Origin of the sequence: Rhizobacter sp. Root404, assembly GCF_001425865.1 — a bacterium.
Lineage (GTDB): Bacteria > Pseudomonadota > Gammaproteobacteria > Burkholderiales > Burkholderiaceae_C > LMDS01.
The window spans coordinates 17,697-36,566 of sequence record NZ_LMDS01000004.1; the positions used below are offsets into that span (position 1 = coordinate 17,697).

The 18,870-nt window shown below is 68.8% G+C and carries 17 protein-coding genes; 12 read left to right on the forward strand and 5 right to left on the reverse strand.

The window, feature by feature from the left end; translation table 11 throughout:
* Positions 1-3: 3 nt before the first annotated feature.
* Positions 4-2,712, reverse strand: coding sequence for a pyruvate dehydrogenase (acetyl-transferring), homodimeric type (aceE, locus tag ASC76_RS04630; protein WP_056463281.1), 2,709 nt, complete (start codon positions 2,710-2,712; stop codon positions 4-6).
* 175 nt (positions 2,713-2,887) lie between these two features.
* On the opposite strand from aceE, the gene ASC76_RS04635 reads away from it, so the two are divergent.
* From ASC76_RS04635 to ASC76_RS04655, 5 genes are all read left to right on the forward strand, one after another.
* Positions 2,888-5,437, forward strand: a complete 2,550-nt coding sequence (locus ASC76_RS04635; protein WP_056463284.1) for a PAS domain-containing sensor histidine kinase — start codon at positions 2,888-2,890, stop codon at positions 5,435-5,437.
* Complete coding sequence (locus ASC76_RS04640) at positions 5,434-6,057, forward strand: response regulator transcription factor (RefSeq protein WP_056463286.1); 624 nt, start codon at positions 5,434-5,436, stop codon at positions 6,055-6,057. Before ASC76_RS04635 ends, ASC76_RS04640 begins: the two co-directional genes overlap by 4 nt.
* Positions 6,058-6,118: 61 nt before the next feature.
* Positions 6,119-6,973 (forward strand): bifunctional methylenetetrahydrofolate dehydrogenase/methenyltetrahydrofolate cyclohydrolase, encoded by an 855-nt coding sequence (locus tag ASC76_RS04645; protein ID WP_056463289.1) that lies wholly within the window; start codon positions 6,119-6,121, stop codon positions 6,971-6,973.
* 24 nt (positions 6,974-6,997) lie between these two features.
* Positions 6,998-9,052 (forward strand): M3 family metallopeptidase, encoded by a 2,055-nt coding sequence (locus ASC76_RS04650; RefSeq protein ID WP_056466850.1) that lies wholly within the window; start codon positions 6,998-7,000, stop codon positions 9,050-9,052.
* A 109-nt stretch (positions 9,053-9,161) separates the two neighbouring features.
* Positions 9,162-9,803, forward strand: a complete 642-nt coding sequence (locus ASC76_RS04655; RefSeq protein ID WP_056463292.1) for a glutaredoxin family protein — start codon at positions 9,162-9,164, stop codon at positions 9,801-9,803.
* A gap of 82 nt (positions 9,804-9,885) precedes the next feature.
* On the opposite strand, the gene ASC76_RS04660 is transcribed toward ASC76_RS04655, so the two are convergent.
* The 3 genes from ASC76_RS04660 to ASC76_RS04670 are packed head-to-tail and all read right to left on the reverse strand — an operon-like array spanning position 9,886 to position 14,022.
* Positions 9,886-11,115, reverse strand: coding sequence for an MFS transporter (locus ASC76_RS04660; RefSeq protein ID WP_235580355.1), 1,230 nt, complete (start codon positions 11,113-11,115; stop codon positions 9,886-9,888).
* Positions 11,108-12,487: a DNA recombination protein RmuC gene (rmuC, locus tag ASC76_RS04665; protein ID WP_056463295.1), complete on the reverse strand. Its 1,380-nt coding sequence runs from the start codon at positions 12,485-12,487 to the stop codon at positions 11,108-11,110. Before rmuC ends, ASC76_RS04660 begins: the two co-directional genes overlap by 8 nt.
* Before the next feature lie 35 nt (positions 12,488-12,522).
* Positions 12,523-14,022 carry a glycine betaine ABC transporter substrate-binding protein gene (locus ASC76_RS04670; protein WP_235580356.1) on the reverse strand — a complete coding sequence of 500 codons (1,500 nt, stop codon included), beginning with the start codon at positions 14,020-14,022 and terminating at the stop codon, positions 12,523-12,525.
* A gap of 190 nt (positions 14,023-14,212) precedes the next feature.
* Here ASC76_RS04670 and ASC76_RS04675 point away from each other — a divergent pair, with 190 nt between their 5' ends.
* The gene (locus tag ASC76_RS04675; RefSeq protein WP_056463298.1) at positions 14,213-14,620 is read left to right on the forward strand and encodes a response regulator transcription factor; all 408 of its coding nucleotides are present in this window, start codon (positions 14,213-14,215) and stop codon (positions 14,618-14,620) included.
* 10 nt (positions 14,621-14,630) lie between these two features.
* Here ASC76_RS04675 and ASC76_RS04680 read toward each other — a convergent pair whose 3' ends face one another.
* On the reverse strand, positions 14,631-15,263 hold the full coding sequence (locus ASC76_RS04680; protein ID WP_056463301.1) for a response regulator transcription factor: 633 nt from the start codon (positions 15,261-15,263) through the stop codon (positions 14,631-14,633).
* 65 nt (positions 15,264-15,328) lie between these two features.
* Between ASC76_RS04680 and ASC76_RS04685 the strand changes: the two genes are divergently transcribed.
* The 6 genes from ASC76_RS04685 (at position 15,329) to ASC76_RS25060 (ending at position 18,868) form a co-directional block, all read left to right on the forward strand.
* Positions 15,329-16,672 carry a CHASE3 domain-containing protein gene (locus ASC76_RS04685; RefSeq protein ID WP_056463303.1) on the forward strand — a complete coding sequence of 448 codons (1,344 nt, stop codon included), beginning with the start codon at positions 15,329-15,331 and terminating at the stop codon, positions 16,670-16,672.
* Positions 16,673-16,858: 186 nt separating this feature from the next.
* Entirely contained in the window at positions 16,859-17,023 is a 165-nt protein-coding gene (locus ASC76_RS24285; protein ID WP_082548774.1) for a DUF1328 domain-containing protein, read from the forward strand.
* A 53-nt stretch (positions 17,024-17,076) separates the two neighbouring features.
* Positions 17,077-17,469 (forward strand): hypothetical protein, encoded by a 393-nt coding sequence (locus tag ASC76_RS04690; RefSeq protein ID WP_056463306.1) that lies wholly within the window; start codon positions 17,077-17,079, stop codon positions 17,467-17,469.
* 35 nt (positions 17,470-17,504) lie between these two features.
* Positions 17,505-17,885, forward strand: a complete 381-nt coding sequence (locus ASC76_RS04695; RefSeq protein WP_056463309.1) for a hypothetical protein — start codon at positions 17,505-17,507, stop codon at positions 17,883-17,885.
* The gene (locus tag ASC76_RS04700; protein ID WP_056463311.1) at positions 17,882-18,421 is read left to right on the forward strand and encodes a hypothetical protein; all 540 of its coding nucleotides are present in this window, start codon (positions 17,882-17,884) and stop codon (positions 18,419-18,421) included. The genes ASC76_RS04695 and ASC76_RS04700 overlap by 4 nt, the downstream gene beginning before the upstream one ends.
* A gap of 204 nt (positions 18,422-18,625) precedes the next feature.
* Positions 18,626-18,868: a hypothetical protein gene (locus tag ASC76_RS25060; RefSeq protein ID WP_157615307.1), complete on the forward strand. Its 243-nt coding sequence runs from the start codon at positions 18,626-18,628 to the stop codon at positions 18,866-18,868.
* Positions 18,869-18,870: the final 2 nt, after the last annotated feature.

Genomic DNA, 18,870 nt, shown 5'->3' on the forward strand with positions numbered 1-18,870 from the left:
TTGTTATGCGTACAGCGGGTTGATCTTGTCGGCGTTGATGCCGTACTTCTTGATCGCCTCGGCGACCTTGGCCACCGGCACCGAGCCGTCGTCGGCCAGCGCCTTCAGCGCGGCGACCACGATGTAGTGGCGGTTGACCTCGAAGTGCTCGCGCAGCTTGCTGCGGAAGTCGCTGCGGCCGAAGCCGTCGGTGCCGAGCACGCGGTAGGTGCGGCCCTTCGGGATGAACGCGCGGATCTGCTCGGCGTAGTTCTTCATGTAGTCGGTCGAGGCGATCACCGGGCCGGGCTGCCTGTCGAGCAGCTCGGTCACGAACGGCACGCGCTGCTTCTTCTCGGTCGGGTGCAGCAGGTTCCAGCGGTCGGCATCCTGGCCGTCGCGCGCGAGCTGATTGAAGCTCGGGCAGCTCCAGACGTTCGCGGCGACGCCCCACTCTTCTTCCAGCAGCTTCTTCGCGGCCACGCTTTCGAGCAGGATCGTGCCGCTGCCCAGCAGGTTGACGCGCGGGGTCTTCTTGGCGCCTTCCTCGAGCAGGTACATGCCCTTGATGATCTGCTCCTCGGTGCCGGCCTTCAGGCCCGGCATCGGGTAGTTCTCGTTCAGCAGCGTCAGGTAGAAATAGACGTTCTCCTGGTCCTCGACCATGCGCTTCAGACCGTGGTGCAGGATCACGCCGACCTCGTGCGCGAAGGTCGGGTCGTAGCTGATGCAGTTCGGAATGGTGCTGGCCAGGATGTGGCTGTGGCCGTCCTCGTGCTGCAGGCCTTCGCCGTTGAGTGTCGTGCGGCCCGAGGTGCCGCCGAGCAGGAAGCCGCGCGCCTGCATGTCGCCGGCGGCCCAGGCCAGGTCGCCGATGCGCTGGAAGCCGAACATCGAGTAATAGACGAAGAACGGGATCATGATCCGGTTGTTCGTCGAGTACGACGTCGCCGCCGCGATCCACGAGCTCATGCCGCCGGGCTCGTTGATGCCTTCCTGCAGCACCTGGCCGGACTTGTCCTCGCGGTAGTACATCACCTGGTCCTTGTCGACCGGCGTGTAGTTCTGGCCCGCGGGGTTGTAGATGCCGATCTGGCGGAACAGGCCCTCCATGCCGAAGGTGCGCGCCTCGTCGACCAGGATCGGCACCGCGCGCGGGCCCAGTTCCTTGTCGCGCAGCAGCTGGGTCAGGAAGCGCACGAACGCCTGCGTGGTGCTGATCTCGCGGCCCTCGGCAGTCGCGTCGAGCACGGCCTTGAAGGTCTCGAGCGGCGGCACGTTCAGCTTCTCGTCGGCCTTCTGGCGGCGGTGCGGCAGGTAGCCGCCGAGGGCCTTGCGGCGCTCGTGCAGATATTTCATCTCCGGCGTGTCGTCGGCCGGCTTGATGAAGGGGATGTCGGCGAGCTGCTCGTCGGTCAGCGGGATGTTGAAGCGGTCGCGGAAGACCTTCAGATCCTCGTCGAGCAGCTTCTTGGTCTGGTGCGCGGTGTTCTTGCCCTCGCCGCTCTTGCCCATGCCGAAGCCCTTGACCGTCTTGATCAGCAGCACGGTCGGCTGGCCCTTGGTGTTGACGGCCTTGTGGAACGCGGCATAGACCTTCTGCGGGTCGTGGCCGCCGCGGTTCAGGCGCCAGATGTCGTCGTCGCTCATCTTCGCGACCATCTCGAGCAGCTTCGGGTGCTGGCCGAAGAAGTTCTTGCGCACGAAGGCGCCGTCGTTGGCCTTCATCGCCTGGTAGTCGCCGTCGACCGTGTCCATCATCACCTTGCGCAGGATCTCGTCCTTGTCGCGCGCGAGGAGCGGGTCCCAGTAGCTGCCCCAGAGCAGCTTGATGACGTTCCAGCCCGAGCCGCGGAACTCGCCTTCGAGCTCCTGGATGATCTTGCCGTTGCCGCGCACCGGGCCGTCCAGGCGCTGCAGGTTGCAGTTGATGACGAAGATCAGGTTGTCCAGCTTCTCGCGCGCGGCCAGGCCGATCGCGCCGAGCGATTCGGGCTCGTCCATTTCGCCGTCGCCGCAAAACACCCAGACCTTCCGGTTGCTGGTGTCGGCGATGCCGCGGGCGTGCAGGTACTTCAGGAACCGCGCCTGGTAGATCGCCATCAGCGGGCCCAGACCCATCGACACCGTCGGGAACTGCCAGAAGTCCGGCATCAGCTTCGGGTGCGGGTAACTGGAGATGCCCTTGCCGTCGACTTCCTGGCGGAAGTTGAGCAACTGCTCCTCGCTCAGGCGGCCTTCCATGAAGGCACGCGCATAGACGCCGGGCGACGAATGGCCCTGGATGTAGAGCAGGTCGCCGCCGTGGCCTTCGCTCTCGGCGTGCCAGAAGTGGTTGAAGCCGGTGCCGAACATGGTCGCCAGCGACGCGAAGCTCGAGATGTGGCCGCCCAGGTCGCCGCCGTCGGCGGGGTGCAGGCGATTCGCCTTCACGACCATCGCCATCGCGTTCCAGCGCATGTAGGTGCGCAGCCGTTCCTCGATCTCGATGTTGCCGGGCGTGCGCTCTTCCTGGTCGGCCGGAATCGTGTTGACGTAGGCGGTGTTGGCCGAGAACGGCACGTCGATGCCGGCCTGGCGCGCGTGGTCGATCAGCGTCTCGAGCAGGAAGTGCGCGCGCTCACCGCCTTCCGCGCCGATCACGGCCGAAAGTGCGTCTAACCATTCGCGGGTTTCCTGAGCGTCTGCGTCATTGGCGGCGGCTCCGAGGAATGAATCAGGCTGTGCTGACATGCTTGTCTCCTTGGTCGAATTTGTCGGGTGCGCGGAAGTCTCTCACAACTCCCGCGAAGTTCCAAATGGTGCGAAGCGATTTCATATTGTGAATTTCTGCGTCCGAAGGCCCGTTGATCGGGCTTCTTACCTCCATCGGTTCGGGGCTTGTCGCGCCACCCTTGATAATTCCGCCATGCAACCTGCCCTCGAGGCCCTCACCAAACCGCGCCCCGCCCGAACCTGGCCCGAAAAGCTGTTCGGGCGCTGGTGGCGGCGCCAGTCGGCCGCCCGGCAGGATCGGTACGCGACGCTGGGCCCGCTGGTCTCGGTGCTCCTCTTTCTCGCAGCCATCATCTTGGCGTTCTGGTATCTGCGCAATGAGGAATTCGAGCGGGGCCAGGAATCGGTCAAGCGCGATGCCGAGATCGCGCAGACCCAGATCCGCCTGCGCCTGATCGAGAACCAGGAACAGCTGGTGCGGATCGCGCGCGAGATCGTTACCCGCGCGATCGACCACGACCAGTTCCTTGCACAAGCGGGCAGCTTCACGCGCGAGCGGCCCGAGATCACCAACCTGGTCTGGGTCAATGCGGCGCGCGTCCCGCGCGCCAGCTATTCGGCGACGAGCTTTCCGGCCGAGGCCGGTGCCACGCCGGACGACACGCCGGCGGCATTGCCGGTCGAGGGGAGCGACTCGCCGACCGAGGCCGCCTTCGCCGCCGCCCGCGCGCAGCGCCAGCCGGTCTACACCCGGCCGTTCGTCGATTCGTTCGGCAACGCGGTGTTCCAGGTCCAAGTGCCGCTGCTCGAACGCAGCGCGTTCGCTGGCGCGCTGATCGCCGAATACTCGATCGAGGCGCTGATGCGCCGCAACCTCCCCCCCGAGGTCTCGCGCCGCCACACCATCACGCTGACCGACGCGAGCGAGCATGTTTACGCCAGCACCGTCACGCCGATGCCGGGCGCCAAGCCGCCGAAGCCGTCCATCGTCTACCAGCTGCCGCTGGCGCCGGCCGCGAACGGCCTCATCCTGCGCGTGCACGGCTACCGCACCTCGATCGGCCTGATCAGCAACACCCTGTTCTGGATGGTGGCTGCGCTGTCGGTGCTGACGGTGTGGATGCTGCTGGGCACCTGGCGCCACATGCGCCGCCGCCTGCAGATGCAGGGCGCGCTGGTCTCGGAGACCAACTTCCGCCGCGCGATGGAGAACTCCATGCTGACCGGCATGCGCGCGATGGACCTGGAAGGCCGCATTACCTATGTGAACCCGGCCTTCTGCGCGATGACCGGCTTCTTCGAGTCGGAGCTGGTCGGCCGCACCCCGCCCTTCCCGCACTGGCCGCCCGATCGCCTCGAAGAGAACGCGCGCCTGCTGCAGCAGGAACTCCAGGGCCGCAGCCCGGCCGGCGGCATCGAGGTGAAGATCATGCGCAAGGACGGCTCGCTGTTCGACTCGCGCATGTACGTCTCGCCGCTGATCGACCCGAAGGGCGTGCAGACCGGCTGGATGACCTCGATGACCAACATCACCGAGGCCAAGCGGATCCGCGATCAGCTGTCGGCCTCGCACGAGCGCTTCACGACCGTGCTCGAAGGGTTGGACGCGGCAGTCTCGGTGCTGTCGGTACAACAGGGCGAACTGCTGTTCGCGAACCGCTCGTACCGGCTCTGGTTCGGCGCCGAATCGCAGGGCCATGCGCTGCTCGCCGGCGCGGAGGCCGGCGTGCCCTACCTCGCGGCGGAGATGGACGACTCGGTCGACAACTTCGGCGGCCTGCCCACGCAGGAGCTGACCGAGGCCGGCTCCGACTCGCGCGAGGTCTACATCGAGCCGCTCGCCAAATGGTTCGAGGTGCGCGCGCGCTACCTGCAGTGGACCGACGGCCGCCTCGCGCAGATGCTGATCGCCACCGACATCACCGCGCGCCGCAGCGCCGAGGCGCTGGCGCAGAGCCAGGCCGACAAGGCACAGGTGACGAGCCGTCTGGTGACGATGGGCGAGATGGCGTCGTCGGTCGCGCACGAGCTGAACCAGCCGCTGACCGCGATCACCAACTACTGCAACGGCATCATCACGCGCGTCAATAACAACGCGATCGCCAAGGAAGACCTGATCGCCGCGCTCGAGAAGACCTCCAAGCAGGCGCAGCGCGCCGGCCAGATCATCCACCGCATCCGCTCGTTCGTGAAGCGCAGCGAGCCGCAGCGCCAGCCGTCGCAGGCGACCAGCATCGTCGAGGACGCGGTCGAGCTTGCCGGCATCGAACTGCGTCGCCGCAACGTCGCGATCCACACCTACGTGGCGCAGCGGCTGCCGGTGCTGCTGGTCGATCCGATCCTGATCGAACAGGTGGTGCTGAACCTGCTGAAGAACGCCGCCGAGGCGATCGACAACGCCAAGCTGCCGCCGGCGCGCCGCAACATCGAGTTGCGCGTGGTGCCGCGCCACACGCCGGACGAAGGCGAAGTGATCGAGTTCAGCGTCACCGACATGGGCCCCGGCCTGGCGCCCGAAGTGATCGCGCGCATGTACGAGGCGTTCTTCTCGACCAAGGTCGAGGGCCTGGGCATCGGCCTGTCGCTGTGCCGCTCGATCATCGAGAGCCACCGCGGCCGGATCAAGGCGCAGAACCTCTACAATGGCGAGACCGCAGTGGGCTGCCGTTTCTCGTTCACGCTGCCGGTCCAGAGCTCGTCTTCCGAGCCCTTCTCAATCTCCAAGGCGACTGTCAATTCATGAGCTTGATTCCGAAAAAGGGCACGGTCTATGTCGTCGACGACGACGAGGCGGTGCGCGACTCCTTGCAGTGGCTGCTGGAAGGCAAGGACTACCGGGTCAAGTGCTTCGATTCCGCCGAGTCCTTTCTGTCGCGCTTCGATCCGCGCGAAGTGGCCTGCCTCATCGCCGACATCCGCATGGACGGCATGAGCGGCCTCGAGTTGCAGGACCGCCTGCTCGAACGCCGCTCGCCGCTGCCCGTCACCTTCATCACCGGCCACGGCGACGTGCCGATGGCCGTGACGACCATGAAGAAGGGCGCCGAGGACTTCATCGAGAAGCCGTTCAAGGAGGAAGAGCTCGTCGCGCTGGTCGAGAAGATGCTCGACCGTGCCCGCGTCGACTTCTCCAAGCACCAGGAGGCGGCCAGCCGCGACGCGCTGCTGTCGCGCCTGACGACCCGCGAGGCACAGGTGCTGGAGCGCATCGTCGCCGGGCGCCTGAACAAGCAGATCGCCGACGACCTCGGCATCAGCATCAAGACGGTCGAGGCGCACCGCGCCAACATCATGGAAAAGCTCAACGCCAACACCGTGGCCGATCTGCTGAAGATCGCGCTGGGGGCCCAAGCGAAGGCTTGACCATACCGCGTCATTCCAAAGGCCGCTTCACCAGCGGCCTTTTGCATTCAAGGAACCCGTGATGGCCGCACAACTGATCGACGGCAACGCGCTTGCCAAATCCATCCGAGCCGAGATCGGCGAGCGCGCCGCGGCGCTGACCGCCCGCGGCCACCAGCCCGGCCTGGCGGTGATCCTGGTCGGCGACGACCCGGCCTCGCAGGTCTATGTGAAGCACAAGGTCAACGACTGCGCGGGCGCCGGCATCCGCTCGGTGCTCGAGACCTACCCGGCCGACTACGCCGAAGCCGCGCTGCTGGCGCGCATCGCGGCGCTCAATGCCGATCCGACGATCCACGGCATTTTGGTGCAGATGCCGCTGCCCCGGCACATCAACCCGCACCGCGTGATCGAGGCGATCTCGGTCGCGAAGGACGTCGACGGCTTCTCCACGCTGAGTGCCGGCGAGCTGATGACCGGCCTGCCCGGCTTCCGCCCCTGCACGCCGTACGGCTGCATGAAGCTGATCGAGACCACCGGCATCGACCTGCGCGGCAAGCACGCGGTCGTGATCGGCCGCAGCAACACGGTCGGCAAGCCGATGGCGCTGCTGCTCTTGCAAGCCAACGCCACCGTCTCCATCTGCCACAGCGGAACCAGGGACATCGGCGCGCTGACCCGCGAGGCCGACGTCGTCGTCGCCGCGGTCGGCAAGCGCAACGTGCTGACGGCGGCGATGGTCAAGCCCGGCGCCGTCGTGATCGACGTGGGCATGAACCGCAACGACGACGGCAAGCTGTGCGGCGATGTCGACTTCGCCGGCGTCTCGCAGGTCGCCGGCTGGATCACGCCGGTGCCCGGCGGCGTCGGCCCGATGACGCGGGCGATGCTGCTCGTCAACACGCTGGAATCCGCCGAGCGGGCGGCCGCGCGCTAATCACTTCGGAACGATCGAATGGACATGAATCCCCTGCTCAGCACCGACGGCCTGCCCCGCTTCGACGCGATCCGCCCCGAACACATCACACCGGCGATGGACCAGCTGCTCGCCGCTGCCGATGCCGCACTCGACCTCGCGACCAGCGACGCGACGCCGGCCGACTACGACGCGCTGTCCGCCGTGCTCGATGTCGCGACCGAGCGGCTCGGGCGCGCCTGGGGCGCCATCGGCCACCTGAATGCCGTCGCCGATTCGCCCGCGCTGCGCGACGCGTACAACGCCAACATGCCCAAGGTCGTCGACCTCTACACCCGCATGGGCGCCGACCAGCGGCTGTTCGCCAAGTACAAGGCAGTGCTCGCCGACCCGCGCTCGGCGCAGCTGCCGGCACCGCGGCTGCGCGCGCTGACCAACGCGCTGCGCGACTTCAAGCTTTCCGGCGCCGAGCTCGAAGGCGCGGCCCGCGAGCGCTACGCCGAGCTGCAGGACCTGCAGGCCGAGATCGGCCAGAAGTTCTCCGAACACGTGCTGGATGCGACCGACGGCTACGCGTACTACGCCAGTGCCGCCGAGGTCGACGGCATGCCCGACGACGTGCTGCAGGCCGCCCGCCAGGCCGCCGAGGCCGACGGCCAGCCGGGCTACAAGCTGACGCTGCAGTACCCGCGCTACCTGCCGGTGATGCAGTACGCCCGCGACCGCGCGTTGCGCGAGCGCCTGTACCGCGCGAACACCACGCGCGCCAGCGAGTTCGGCCCGGCCGCGCTCGACAACGGCCCGCTGATCCGCCAGTTGCTCGAGTTGCGCCAGGAAGAGGCGCAGTTGCTCGGCTACGCGAGCCCGGCCGACCTGTCGCTGGTGCCGAAGATGGCGACGTCCCCGGCGCAGGTGATCGGCTTCCTCGAAGACCTGGGGCACCGCGCCCGTCCGGGCGCGCTGCGCGACCTCGCGGAGTTGCGCGATTTCGCGCGCGACGAACTCGGCCTGTCCGAGCTGCAGGCCTGGGACCTCGCCTTTGCGAGCCAGAAGCTCAAGGAGCAGCGTTACGCGTTCAGCGAACAGGAGGTGAAGCAGTACTTCACCGAGCCGAAGGTGCTCGAAGGGCTGTTCCACATCGTCGAGACCGTGTTCGAGGTGCGCATCCGTCCCGACACCGCGCCGGTGTGGCACCCGAGCGTGCGCTTCTTCCGCATCGAGCGCGACGACCCGGGCGCGGTCGACGGCACGCCGCGCGTGGTCGGCCAGTTCTACCTCGACCTGTTCGCACGAGCCGGCAAGCGCCCGGGCGCCTGGATGGACGACGTGCGCGACCGCTGGCTGCGCCCCGAAGGCCACCTGCAGACGCCGGTCGCCAACCTGATCTGCAACTTCGCGCCGCCGGTCGTCGTCGATGGCGTCGCGCGACCGGCGCTTCTCACGCACGACGACGTCACGACGCTGTTCCACGAGTTCGGCCACGGCCTGCAGCTGATGCTGACGCAGATCGACGACATCGGCGTGTCGGGCATCTCCGGCGTCGAGTGGGACGCGGTCGAGCTGCCGAGCCAGTTCATGGAGAACTTCTGCTGGGAATGGGACGTCGTCAAGCGCCTCACGGCCCACGTCGACACCGGCGCGCCGCTGCCGCGCGCGCTGTTCGACCGCATGCTCGCCGCCAAGAACTTCCACAGCGGGCTGGAGACGCTGCGCCAGGTCGAGCTGTCGCTGATCGACATGCGGCTGCACACCGATGCGTCGGCGCCGACGCAGGTGGCCTCGATCGTCGATGCGGTGCGCGCCGACATCGCGGTGCTGACCCCGCCGCCGTTCAGCCGCTCGCTCAACACCTTCACCCACGTCTTCGACGGCGGCTACGCAGCCGGCTACTACAGCTACAAGTGGGCCGAGGTGCTCTCGGCCGACGCCTGGAGCGCCTTCGAGGAAGCGCCCGACGTGCTCGACGTGGCCACCGGCCGCCGCTTGCGCGAGGCGGTGCTCGAGACCGGCGGCAGCCGCAGCACGCTCGACAGCTTCAAGGCCTTCCGCGGCCGCGAGCCGCGCATCGACGCCTTGCTGCGGCACCAGGGCCTGGATTGACGCGATCCGCGACCTGTGTCGCACCACCCCGGCACTCGGGGGTGTCGCGCCCTTGAAGCGCCCGGGCGCGTGCGGTAGATTCGCCCATCAATTGTTGCCCGGAGTTTCCATGAACGAAGACCGCGTCTCCACGAACCGGCTCGCCTGGCTGTGCTGGGCCCCGCTGGTCGCGCTGATCGCGGTCGCGCCGGCCCAGGCGCAGTACAAGGTCGTCGGCCCCGACGGCAAGATCACGTACACCGATCGGCCGCCCGCCACAGCGGGCGGCAAGGTCACCGCGATTGGCAGCCGCAGCACCGGCGGCGGCGCGGTCGATGTCGCGCTGCCGCTCGAACTGCGTCAACCTGCGGCGCGCTACCCGGTCACCCTCTACACGATGACCGGCGCCTGCAGCCCCTGCGACGCCGCGCGCCAGCTGCTGCGCCAGCGCGGCGTGCCGTACGCCGAGAAGCAGGTGCAGAGCGCCGACGACGCCGCGGCGCTGGAACGGCTGGTCGGCTCGCGCGACGTGCCGGCGCTGGCGATCGGCACGCAGATGATGCGCGGCCTGGCGCCCGAGGTCTGGGGCTCGTACCTCGACGCCGCCGGCTACCCGCGCGAATCGCGCCTGCCGGCCAGCTACCAGTACGCGGCGGCCACGCCGATCGTCGAGCGCCGCGAGGTCAAGGCGCCCGCGGCCGAGGCGTCCGCGCCGGCCGCCGAGGCGCCGGCCGCCCCCGCGCCGGCCAATCCTTCCGGCATCAAGTTCTGAATGAAGCCTCCGGCTGCGGGTACGCAGCCACCCCCCGAGGGTGTCGCCCCTGGCTTGGGGCGGCCCGGCGCTCAGGGGCGCCTCAGCGCGGCACGGTCGCGCTCGATCTGATCCGGCGCGCCTGGGTGCTGCCGGCGGCGACCAGGGCCCCCATCACCCAGAACAGCGACGCGACGCCGACTGCGGCGCCGGCGACGCCGAACGCCAGCGGCATCACCGCGCTCGAGAAGTTGATCGTCATCGAGCGCAGCGCGATCGCCTCGCCGTGGCGGTCGTGCGGCGTGAGCTGGTGCAGCGTCGTCATGATCATCGGCTGCACCGAGCCGAGCGCGAGGCCGAGAAACACCGCGCACGCCGCCATCGTCCAGGCCGAGTGCACCAGCGGGTAAACCGCGAAGACCGCGCCGGTGCCGAGCATCGCGCCGGCCAGCACCTGCGATTCGCGCAGCCGGTGCGCCAGCACGGGAATGGCCAGCCGCACCAGCGCCACCGCGCCGGCGAACACGCCGAGCACCAGGCCGATCGCCGACGCGCTGAACCCGCGCTCGTGGCCGAGGATCGGGATCGCGAAGGTGTGCACGTCCCAGCTCGCCGATACCAGCCAGTTGATCAGCAGCAGCCGGCGCAGCCCCGGCGTGCGCAACAGCGCCCACGAGCTGTGCGCGGCAGCGCGCGGCGGCTGCGGCGGCGGCACCTCGACCGGCACGCGCCGCGCCGACCAGAGCCCCAGCAGCGGCAGCAGTGCGAGCGCCGTGAAGGCCATCCGGAAGCCGCCCAGGTCGATCAACGCGCCAGCCAGCACCGGCCCGGTCACGTTCGACAGCGCCGGCGCGAGGCCGAGCCAGCTGAACACGCGCTTCAGTTCGGTGGCATTGCGCGCGCTGCGGCCGGCGGTGCGCTGGATCGCGATGAGACCGTAGTTCGCACCCGCGCCGGCAAAGACGGCGGCCAGGCACAGCAGCATGAAGTCGTGCGCCGTCCACCACGTCGAGAGGACCGCGAACGAGCCGCCGGCCACCGTGAGCGCCACGGCCACCTGCAGCGGCCGATGGTAGCCGTGCCGGTCCGCGAGCCGCCCGGCCTGCAGCGCCAGCGCGATCGGCGCCACCGCGAACAAGCCCACCAGCACGCCGACCGCCCACTCCGCGTGGCTCTGCCGCAGCACCCACAACGGCGCAGCCATGCGGATGCCGGCCATCGTCGAGTGCAGGCAGATCTGGCCGACGATCAACGCGACCAGCACGGTGGTGAGCGAGGCGGCGCGCTCGCCCGGGGCGACGGGCGCCGCCGTCGACGGATCGGGCTCAGGCACTGTCGTCTTCGGCGAACTCTTCGGTTCCGGGCAGCAACAGCTGCGCGCGCGTATCGGACAGCGCCTCGACCGACTTCAGCTCGCGCGCCATCACGCGGGTGCGGCGCTCGGCCATCTCGATGCTGCTGCTGGCCTCGTCGAGCTTCTTCTTGGTCTTGGCGAGCACCTCGCCGAACTTCGCGAACTCGGTCTTGACGGCGCCCAGCACCTCCCAGACTTCGGCGCTGCGCTTTTCCAGCGCCAGCGTGCGAAAGCCCATCTGCAGGCTGTTCAGCGTGGCCAGCAGGGTCGTCGGCCCGGCCAGCATGATCTTGTGCTCGCGCTGCAGCGACTCGACCAGCCCCGGCCGGCGCAGCGCCTCGGCGTACAGGCCCTCGGTCGGCACGAAGAGGATGCCGAAATCGGTGGTGTGCGGCGCAGCGATGTACTTCTCGCGGATCGTGCGGGCCTCGTTGCGCAGGCGCATCTCGACCGCCTTGGCGGCGATCTCGGCGGCGACCGGGTCGGCGCGCTCCTGCGCATCGAGCAGGCGCTCGTAGTCCTCGCGCGGGAACTTGGCGTCGATCGGCAGCCACAAGGGCGCACCGTCGTCGCGCCGGCCTGGCAGACGCAGCGCGAAGTCGACGCGGGCGTTGCTGCCCGGAATGGTCTCGACGTTGCGCGCGAACTGGTCGGCGGTGAACACCTCCTCCAGCAGGCTCGCGAGCTGCACCTCGCCGAAATTGCCGCGGGTCTTGACGTTGCTGAGCACTCGGCTGAGCGAACCCACGTCCTTCGCGAGCAGCTGCATCTCGCCGAGGCCGCGGTGCACCTGCTCGAGCCGGTCGGCCACCTGCTTGAAGCTCTGGCCGAGGCGCTGTTCGAGCGTCGCGTGCAGCTTCTCGTCGACCGTCATCCGCACCTGCTCGAGCTTCTTCTCGTTGTCGAGCTGGATCGCCGTGAGCTTCTGTTCGACGGTGGCGCGCACCTCGGCCATGCGCTGGTCGTTCGACAACGCCAGCGAGCGCAGCTGTTCGGTCAGCGTCTCGGCAAAACGCTGCAGCGACTGGGCCTGCTGTTCGCCCGAACGGCCGAGCGTATCGGCCTGATGCTGCTGGGTCGCGGCGAGTTGGGTACGGAAGCTGTCGATCTGCTCGTTCTGCGTGCGCGCCACGTCGCCCTGCTGGGTCAACAGCGTCTGCTGGAACGTGGCGAGCGTCTGCGCCAGCTCGCTGCGCGTGCCGCCGGCGCTGCGCGCCACCTCGTCGCGCAGGCTGCGCTCGAGTTGCAGGATCGGCCCCGCGTCGGGGCGGCGCAGCGCGAGCCAGAGGGTCAGCAGCACGAGCAGAACGAGGAGCGCCAGCAGCGCGAGGGAAATCCAGTCGAGGGGCATGCGGTGATTGTCGCCCGGTCCGGGCGCTGAGCGGGTCAGGCCCTCGGACCACGCACCAGCCAGCGCTCGATCAGGTTGAATGCCCCCTGCACGAGCAGCGCGAGCGCCGCGGCGGGCAGCGCGCCGGCCAGCAGCGCGGCGTTGTCGTTGACGGCCAGGCCCGCGACGATGCGTTCGCCGAATCCCCCGGCGCCGATGAAGGCGGCCATCGTCGCGGTGCCCACGTTGATGACCGCCGCGGTCTGGATGCCCGCGATCAGCGTCGGCAGCGCGAGCGGCAGTTGCACCTCGCGCAGGCTCTGCGCCGACGTGAGGCCGAGCGACAGCGCGGCTTGCGCCAGGCCGGCCGGCACGCCCTGCAGGCCCGCGTGGGTGTTGCGCACGATCGGAAGCAACGCATAGAGGAACAGCGCGATCAGCGCGGGCACGAGTCCGATGCTGCCGAGCACCGCGATCAGGAACGCGAGCAGCGCCAGCGACGGCACCGTCTGCAGCACCGCGACGGCGCCGAGCAGCCACGCCGAACTGCGCGGCCAGCGCCATGCCGCCACGCCGAGCGGCACGCCGATCAGGATCGCGGCCAGCACCGAACCGAACACCAGCAGCAGGTGCTGGCCGGCGAGCCGCGCGAAGTCCGGCGCGAACAGGCGCTGCCAGAACCCGCGCGCCGGCGCCGCGGTCGCTGGCGTGCCGCTGCCCTGCACGAAGCGCTGCGCCACCTCGGAAAAGCTGCGCCCGTCGAGTTCGACCTGCGCGTTCAACGCGATCATCGTCGCTGCGTCGATGCGCCCCTCGAGCCGCGCCAGCGGTCGCACGTCGACGGCGCTGCGCATCAGCAGGACCGCGTCGTAGGCCGGAAAGAAGCCGCGATCGTCCTGCAGCACGCGCAGCGCGTAGCGGCCGATCTTGGCGTCGGTCGAGTACACGTCGATCACGTCGACGGTGCCGGCACGCACCGCGTCATAGGCGAGTCCGTGGTCCAGGCCCGCCGCCGCGGTCTGCGGCAAGCGGTACGCGGCCTTGAGCGCCGGCCAGCCGTCGCCGCGCTCCAGGAACTCGTGCGAGAGGCCGAGCCGAAGGCCCTGCGCTTTCGGCCCGAGCAGGTCGGACACGCGCACGATGCCGAGTTCGGCCGCGCGCGCCTCGGTCATCGCGAGGGCGTAGGTGTTGTTGAAGCCGAACGGCACGGCGGCCTTCAGCCCGCGCGGCGCAAGCCATTCGTTGAGTTCCGCGAGCGAGGGGTTGCCGCCGGCCTGGGGCCGCTTCAGCAGTTCACGCACGATCGTGCCGGTGTACTCGGGATAGAGGTCGACCGCGCCGCTGGACAACGCCTGCTCCAGGATGCCGGTGTTGCCCAGGCCCTGCTTGTGCTCGGCCGCGATGCCCTGGGCGACGAGCGTCTGCTTGACGATCTCGCCGAGCACGTACGACTCGGTGAAGCGCTTGGATCCGACGACCAGCGGCGCCGCCACGGCGATGCTGCCGATCGACAGTGCCAGTGCCGCGACGAACGCGCGCCGGCTTTGCCTTATCACATTCGCACCCGCTCCCGTGTAGGACGTTTCCGACGGCCCCTCGGGCCGTTGCGGGTTGGTACGACTGCGCTTTTTGAGAAACAATGGGAGGCCTGTTCGAGGACATCCCTCGAGCTGCGGGGCAACGATTGCGGTTCGGAAATCGACGCTTCTTTCCTGCAGTATTCCGGACAACGCTTCTCGCCAGGACATGCCTGCCCTCAAAGCTTTTATCGTCGAAGACAGTCCGGTGATCCGGGAGAACCTGACGGCCGCGCTCGAGGAACTGGCTCCGGTGCAGGTCGTCGGCTCGGCCGAAGACGAGCCCGCCGCGATCGGCTGGCTCTCCGAAGCGGCACATTCCTGCGACCTCGTCATCATCGACATCTTCCTCAAGCGCGGCTCGGGACTGGGCGTGCTGCGTTCGGCGAGCGAACTGCGCCGCCCGATGAGTCTCGTGGTGCTGAGCAACTACGCGACGCCGGACATGCGCCGCAAGTGCATGGAACTGGGCGCCAATCGCGTGTTCGACAAGTCGAACGAGATCGACGCGCTGATCCTCTACTGCGCGCGCCTCGCCGAAGGCGCCACCGGCTTCGGCGAGCTGGCGCCCACGTGACGTGGCGGCCTTACTGGATCAGGCCGTTCTTGAGTGCGTAGTAGGTCAGGTCGCTGTTCGACGCGAGGCTCATCTTCTCCATCACGCGGGTGCGGTAGGTGCTGACGGTCTTGACGCTCAGCGACATGCTGTCGGCCATGTGGCCGATCGTCTCGCCCTTGGCCAGCCGCAGGAAAACCTGGAATTCGCGTTCGGAGAGCTGTTCGTGCGCCGGCTTGTCGCCGGCACCGCCCAGCCCGTCGGCGAGCAGCTCGGCCACGCCGGCAGTGATGTACTTGCGGCCGCGGTAGACGGTGCGGATCGCCTTGACGATCTCCTCCGGGTCGCATTCCTTGTTGAGGTAGCCGCTGGCGCCCTGCCGCAGCAGCGTGGTGGCGTAGTGCTCCTCGGGGAAGCCGGAGAGGATCAGCACAGGCAAATCCGGGGCGCGGGCCTTGATCGCGGCGAGCGCGTCGACACCGCTTTGGTCGGGCATCGACAGGTCCATCACGATCACATCGACCTGCCCTTTGCGCACGATGTCGATCGCTTCCTTGCCGCTCGACGCTTCGGCGACCACGGTCAGGTCGACCTGCTCGGAGAAGAACTGGCGCAGGCCCGCCCGCACGATTGCGTGGTCGTCGATGATGGCGATTCGAATCATGGTCGTTCGTGGTCCGTGGTGGTGACGAATTCACGGAGTTTAAGGTGCTCGCGATGCAGACGCCAATGAAGTTGCTTCCGCTGCTGCGCGGCAGCCCGTTCGCCTTCCCGCTTGCGGCCCTGGCGGCGCTCGCGATGTTCCTGATCAGCGAGAGCTCGTACCAGCAGGCGACGACGACGTTCGTCGCGCTCGGCACGCAGTCCGAGGCACGCACCAACATCCAGGTGTTGTGGCGCAGCCTGACCGACGCGGAGACCGGCCAGCGCGGCTACCTGATCACCGGCCGACCCGAGTACCTGCGCCCGTATGTCGAGGCGCAGGGACAGGTCGTCAGCACGCTGGACTGGTTGACCGGCTACTACACCCAGGAGCCGGAGAACGACGCGCTGATGAAGCAGGTGGTGCAAGCCTCCCGCGCCAAGCTGTCCGAGCTCGCGGAGACCATGAAGCTGTACGACGAGCACAAGGACGACGCCTGGCGTAACCTGATGCTGAGCAACATCGGCAAGGAGCAGATGGATACCGTGCGTACGCTGAGCGAGCGGCTTCTCGAGCGCGAATCCGCCAAGGTCGAGGTCGCGCGCCGCAGCCTGGCGCAGACGCTGCTGCTGAACCGGATCGGCGTCAGTGCGATGACGGCGCTGAGCCTGCTGGCCCTCTACATGTACCTGCGGCAGACCACCGCGCTGGTGCGTCAGCGCGAGGAGCAACGCCGGCTGGTGCAGTCCGAGCGCGACCAGTTCGAGGGCGAGGTGCTGGTCCGCACCGAGCAGCTGACCGACCTGGCGCGCCACCTCCAGACCGTGCGCGAGGACGAACGCCACCGGCTCGCCCGCGAGCTGCACGACGAACTCGGCGCGTTGCTCACCGCGGCCAAGCTCGACGTCGCGCGGCTCAAGTCGCGCCTGGGCACCGTGACGCCCGAAGTCGCCGAACGCCTGCAACATCTGAGCGACGGCCTGAACAGCGGCATCGCACTGAAGCGCCGCATCATCGAGGACCTGCGGCCGTCCTCGCTGAGCAACCTGGGCCTGGTTGCCGCGCTCGACATCCTGGTGCGCGAATGGGCGCAGCGCAGCGAGGTTCGCGCCGACGCCGAGATCGAGCCGGTGCGCCTGCGCCCGGCCGGCGAACTGACGGTGTACCGCCTCGTCCAGGAGGCGCTCACCAACATCACGAAGTACGCGAAGGCGAAGAACGTCGAGGTGCGCGTCGGTGCCCTCGAAGGCGTGGTGCAGGTCTCGGTGCGCGACGACGGCGTCGGCTTCGACACCGCGCAACCGCGCAGCAGCGCGCACGGCCTGCTCGGCATGCGCTACCGCCTCGAGACCGAGGGCGGCCAGCTCACGCTCGAGTCCGCGCCGGGCGCCGGAACGGTCGTCCGCGCCCGCCTGCCCGAGAGCAGCTGACCCCGCCGCCGACGCGACCGCGTCGGCGCGCTCCTACACGCCGTGAGACCCTCCCCCGACAGGCAGGCGGCGACGTTCCCTATCGTGCGTTCGAGGGCCGCGGCCCAGACTCTCTCCATCGCATCGATCCCGCTGCGAACCCATCAACAAAGCGCGCCCACGCGCCACAGAACCAGGAGTCTCGCCATGCTGCATTACGCCGTCGTCTTCTTCGTGATTGCACTGATCGCCGCGTTGTTCGGCTTCGGCGGGATTGCTGCCGGCGCCGCGGGCATCGCCAAGCTGCTGTTCGTGCTGTTCGCGATCCTGGCTGTCGCCAGCTTCCTGTTCGGCCTGATCAAGAAGAACTGACGCGCGGCCGCGGGCCGCGCACATCCGATCCACCTGCTTCAAAAGGAACCGACATGAACACCACCTACACCGCCAAGCCCATGGGCCAGGAAGCCTCCGACTTCGCCGAGCATGCCGCCGACACCGCGTCGGGCGCGATCCGCTCGACCCAGAACGTCGCGAACGCCGCCTTCGATCGTCTCAGCGACAAGGTCGACACGGCTCGTGAACAGGCCGCGCCGCTGATCAACCGCATGGCCAGCCAAGCCGAGGCCGCGGCCCGCCGCGGTGCCGACGTGGTCAAGGAAACGTCGGCCCAGCTGCGCGACAAGGCCCTGCGCGCCCAGGACACGACCGTCGGCTACATCAAGGACGAGCCGGTCAAGTCGATGCTCATCGCCGCAGCGACCGGCGCCGCGCTGATGGCGCTCGTCAGCATGATGAGCCGCTCGGGCCGCGACTACTGATCCGCCGCTCCCTCCATCCTGCGCACGCATCCACCATGATCCATCCGTTGCTCAAGCTGGTCGCCACCCAACCGCAGTTGCTGGCCGACCACGCCGAAGCGTACGCGGGGCTCGTGGGCGAGGAGATCGGCAAGACCGCCTCGGCGTGGAAGACGCGCGCACTGATGGGGGCCATCGCCCTCGTGCTGCTGTGCGTGGCGCTGGTCCTCGCCGGCGTCGCGCTGATGCTGTGGGCGGTCACGCCAGACGCACGCATCCTCGCGCCGTGGGCGCTGTTCGCGGCGCCCGGCATTCCGGCGTTGGTGGGCATCGCCTGCCTGGTCGCGAGCCGCCGGGCACCCGAGCCGGGATTTAGCGATCTGAAGCAGCAACTCGCCGCCGACCTGGCGATGCTGCGTGAGGTGAACGCGTCATGAGCGCGGCCACCGCACGCATCGAGCTGTCGCGCGAACGGATGCGTCTGGCAATGGACCCGCCGCCGGCACCGGCCGCACCGCGGACCGAACGCCCGCTGCTCGACCGCGTTCTGGCCTGGCCGCTGTTGCACGACGTGCTGGAGTCGGTCCGCCACTGGTGGTCGGTCCATCCGTTGCGGCCAGTCGGTGTGGTGGCCGGAGAGGCGGCGGACGCCGTCGCACGCCCGGTCGCACTGCGCCACCCGTGGCTGCTCGTGCTCGGCGCAGCGGCCGTGGGCGGTGCACTCGCCTGGGGCCGTCCATGGCGCTGGCTGTTGCGCTCGACGCTGTTCGCCGGGCTCGTCCCGCAGCTCGCGTCGCGGGTCGCCAGCAGCCTGCCGATCGAATCCTGGATGACGACGGTCGGCGCGATGATGTCGACGCCACCGCGTCGCCGCGCGACCACGCCGAATGCGTCGCCGCCCGCCGCGCGGGCGACGGCGGGACCCCCAGCTGAGGCCGCCGCGCCCGCGTTCGCGGAAGCGTCGGTCCCGTAGATCACCTCCAACGACCCCTTCGCCGGTTGCGGTTTACCGCAGCTACAGGCCGGTCTCCCCCCGTGGGGTCTTGAAAGCGCGCTCCGGCGCGCTTCTTTTTTGTCCCATCGGGCGCTAGGAATCGTCCTACGTGGCCCGACGCGTCGAGCTGACAGACGCGAGGGTCACGGTTCCATACGATGTTTGACTTGATGGAGAACTCCGATGCCTGCTGATGTTGTAGCCGCCCCGCGCTGGACCACCGCCTCGATCGCCGACGCGAGCGCGACTGCACCGATGGAGTTGCGCGAGCTCGGCGCCCACATCAACCGCTGCAACGGCTGCCGCGGCCGCTGGTTCGCGTTGCGCTGCGCGGCCGATGCGGTGCACGATTTCGTCGCGCCGCGCTTCGTCACCACCCTGTGCGTTGCGAGCGCGGTGATCGGGCTGACGGCGCTGGCGCTGTGAAG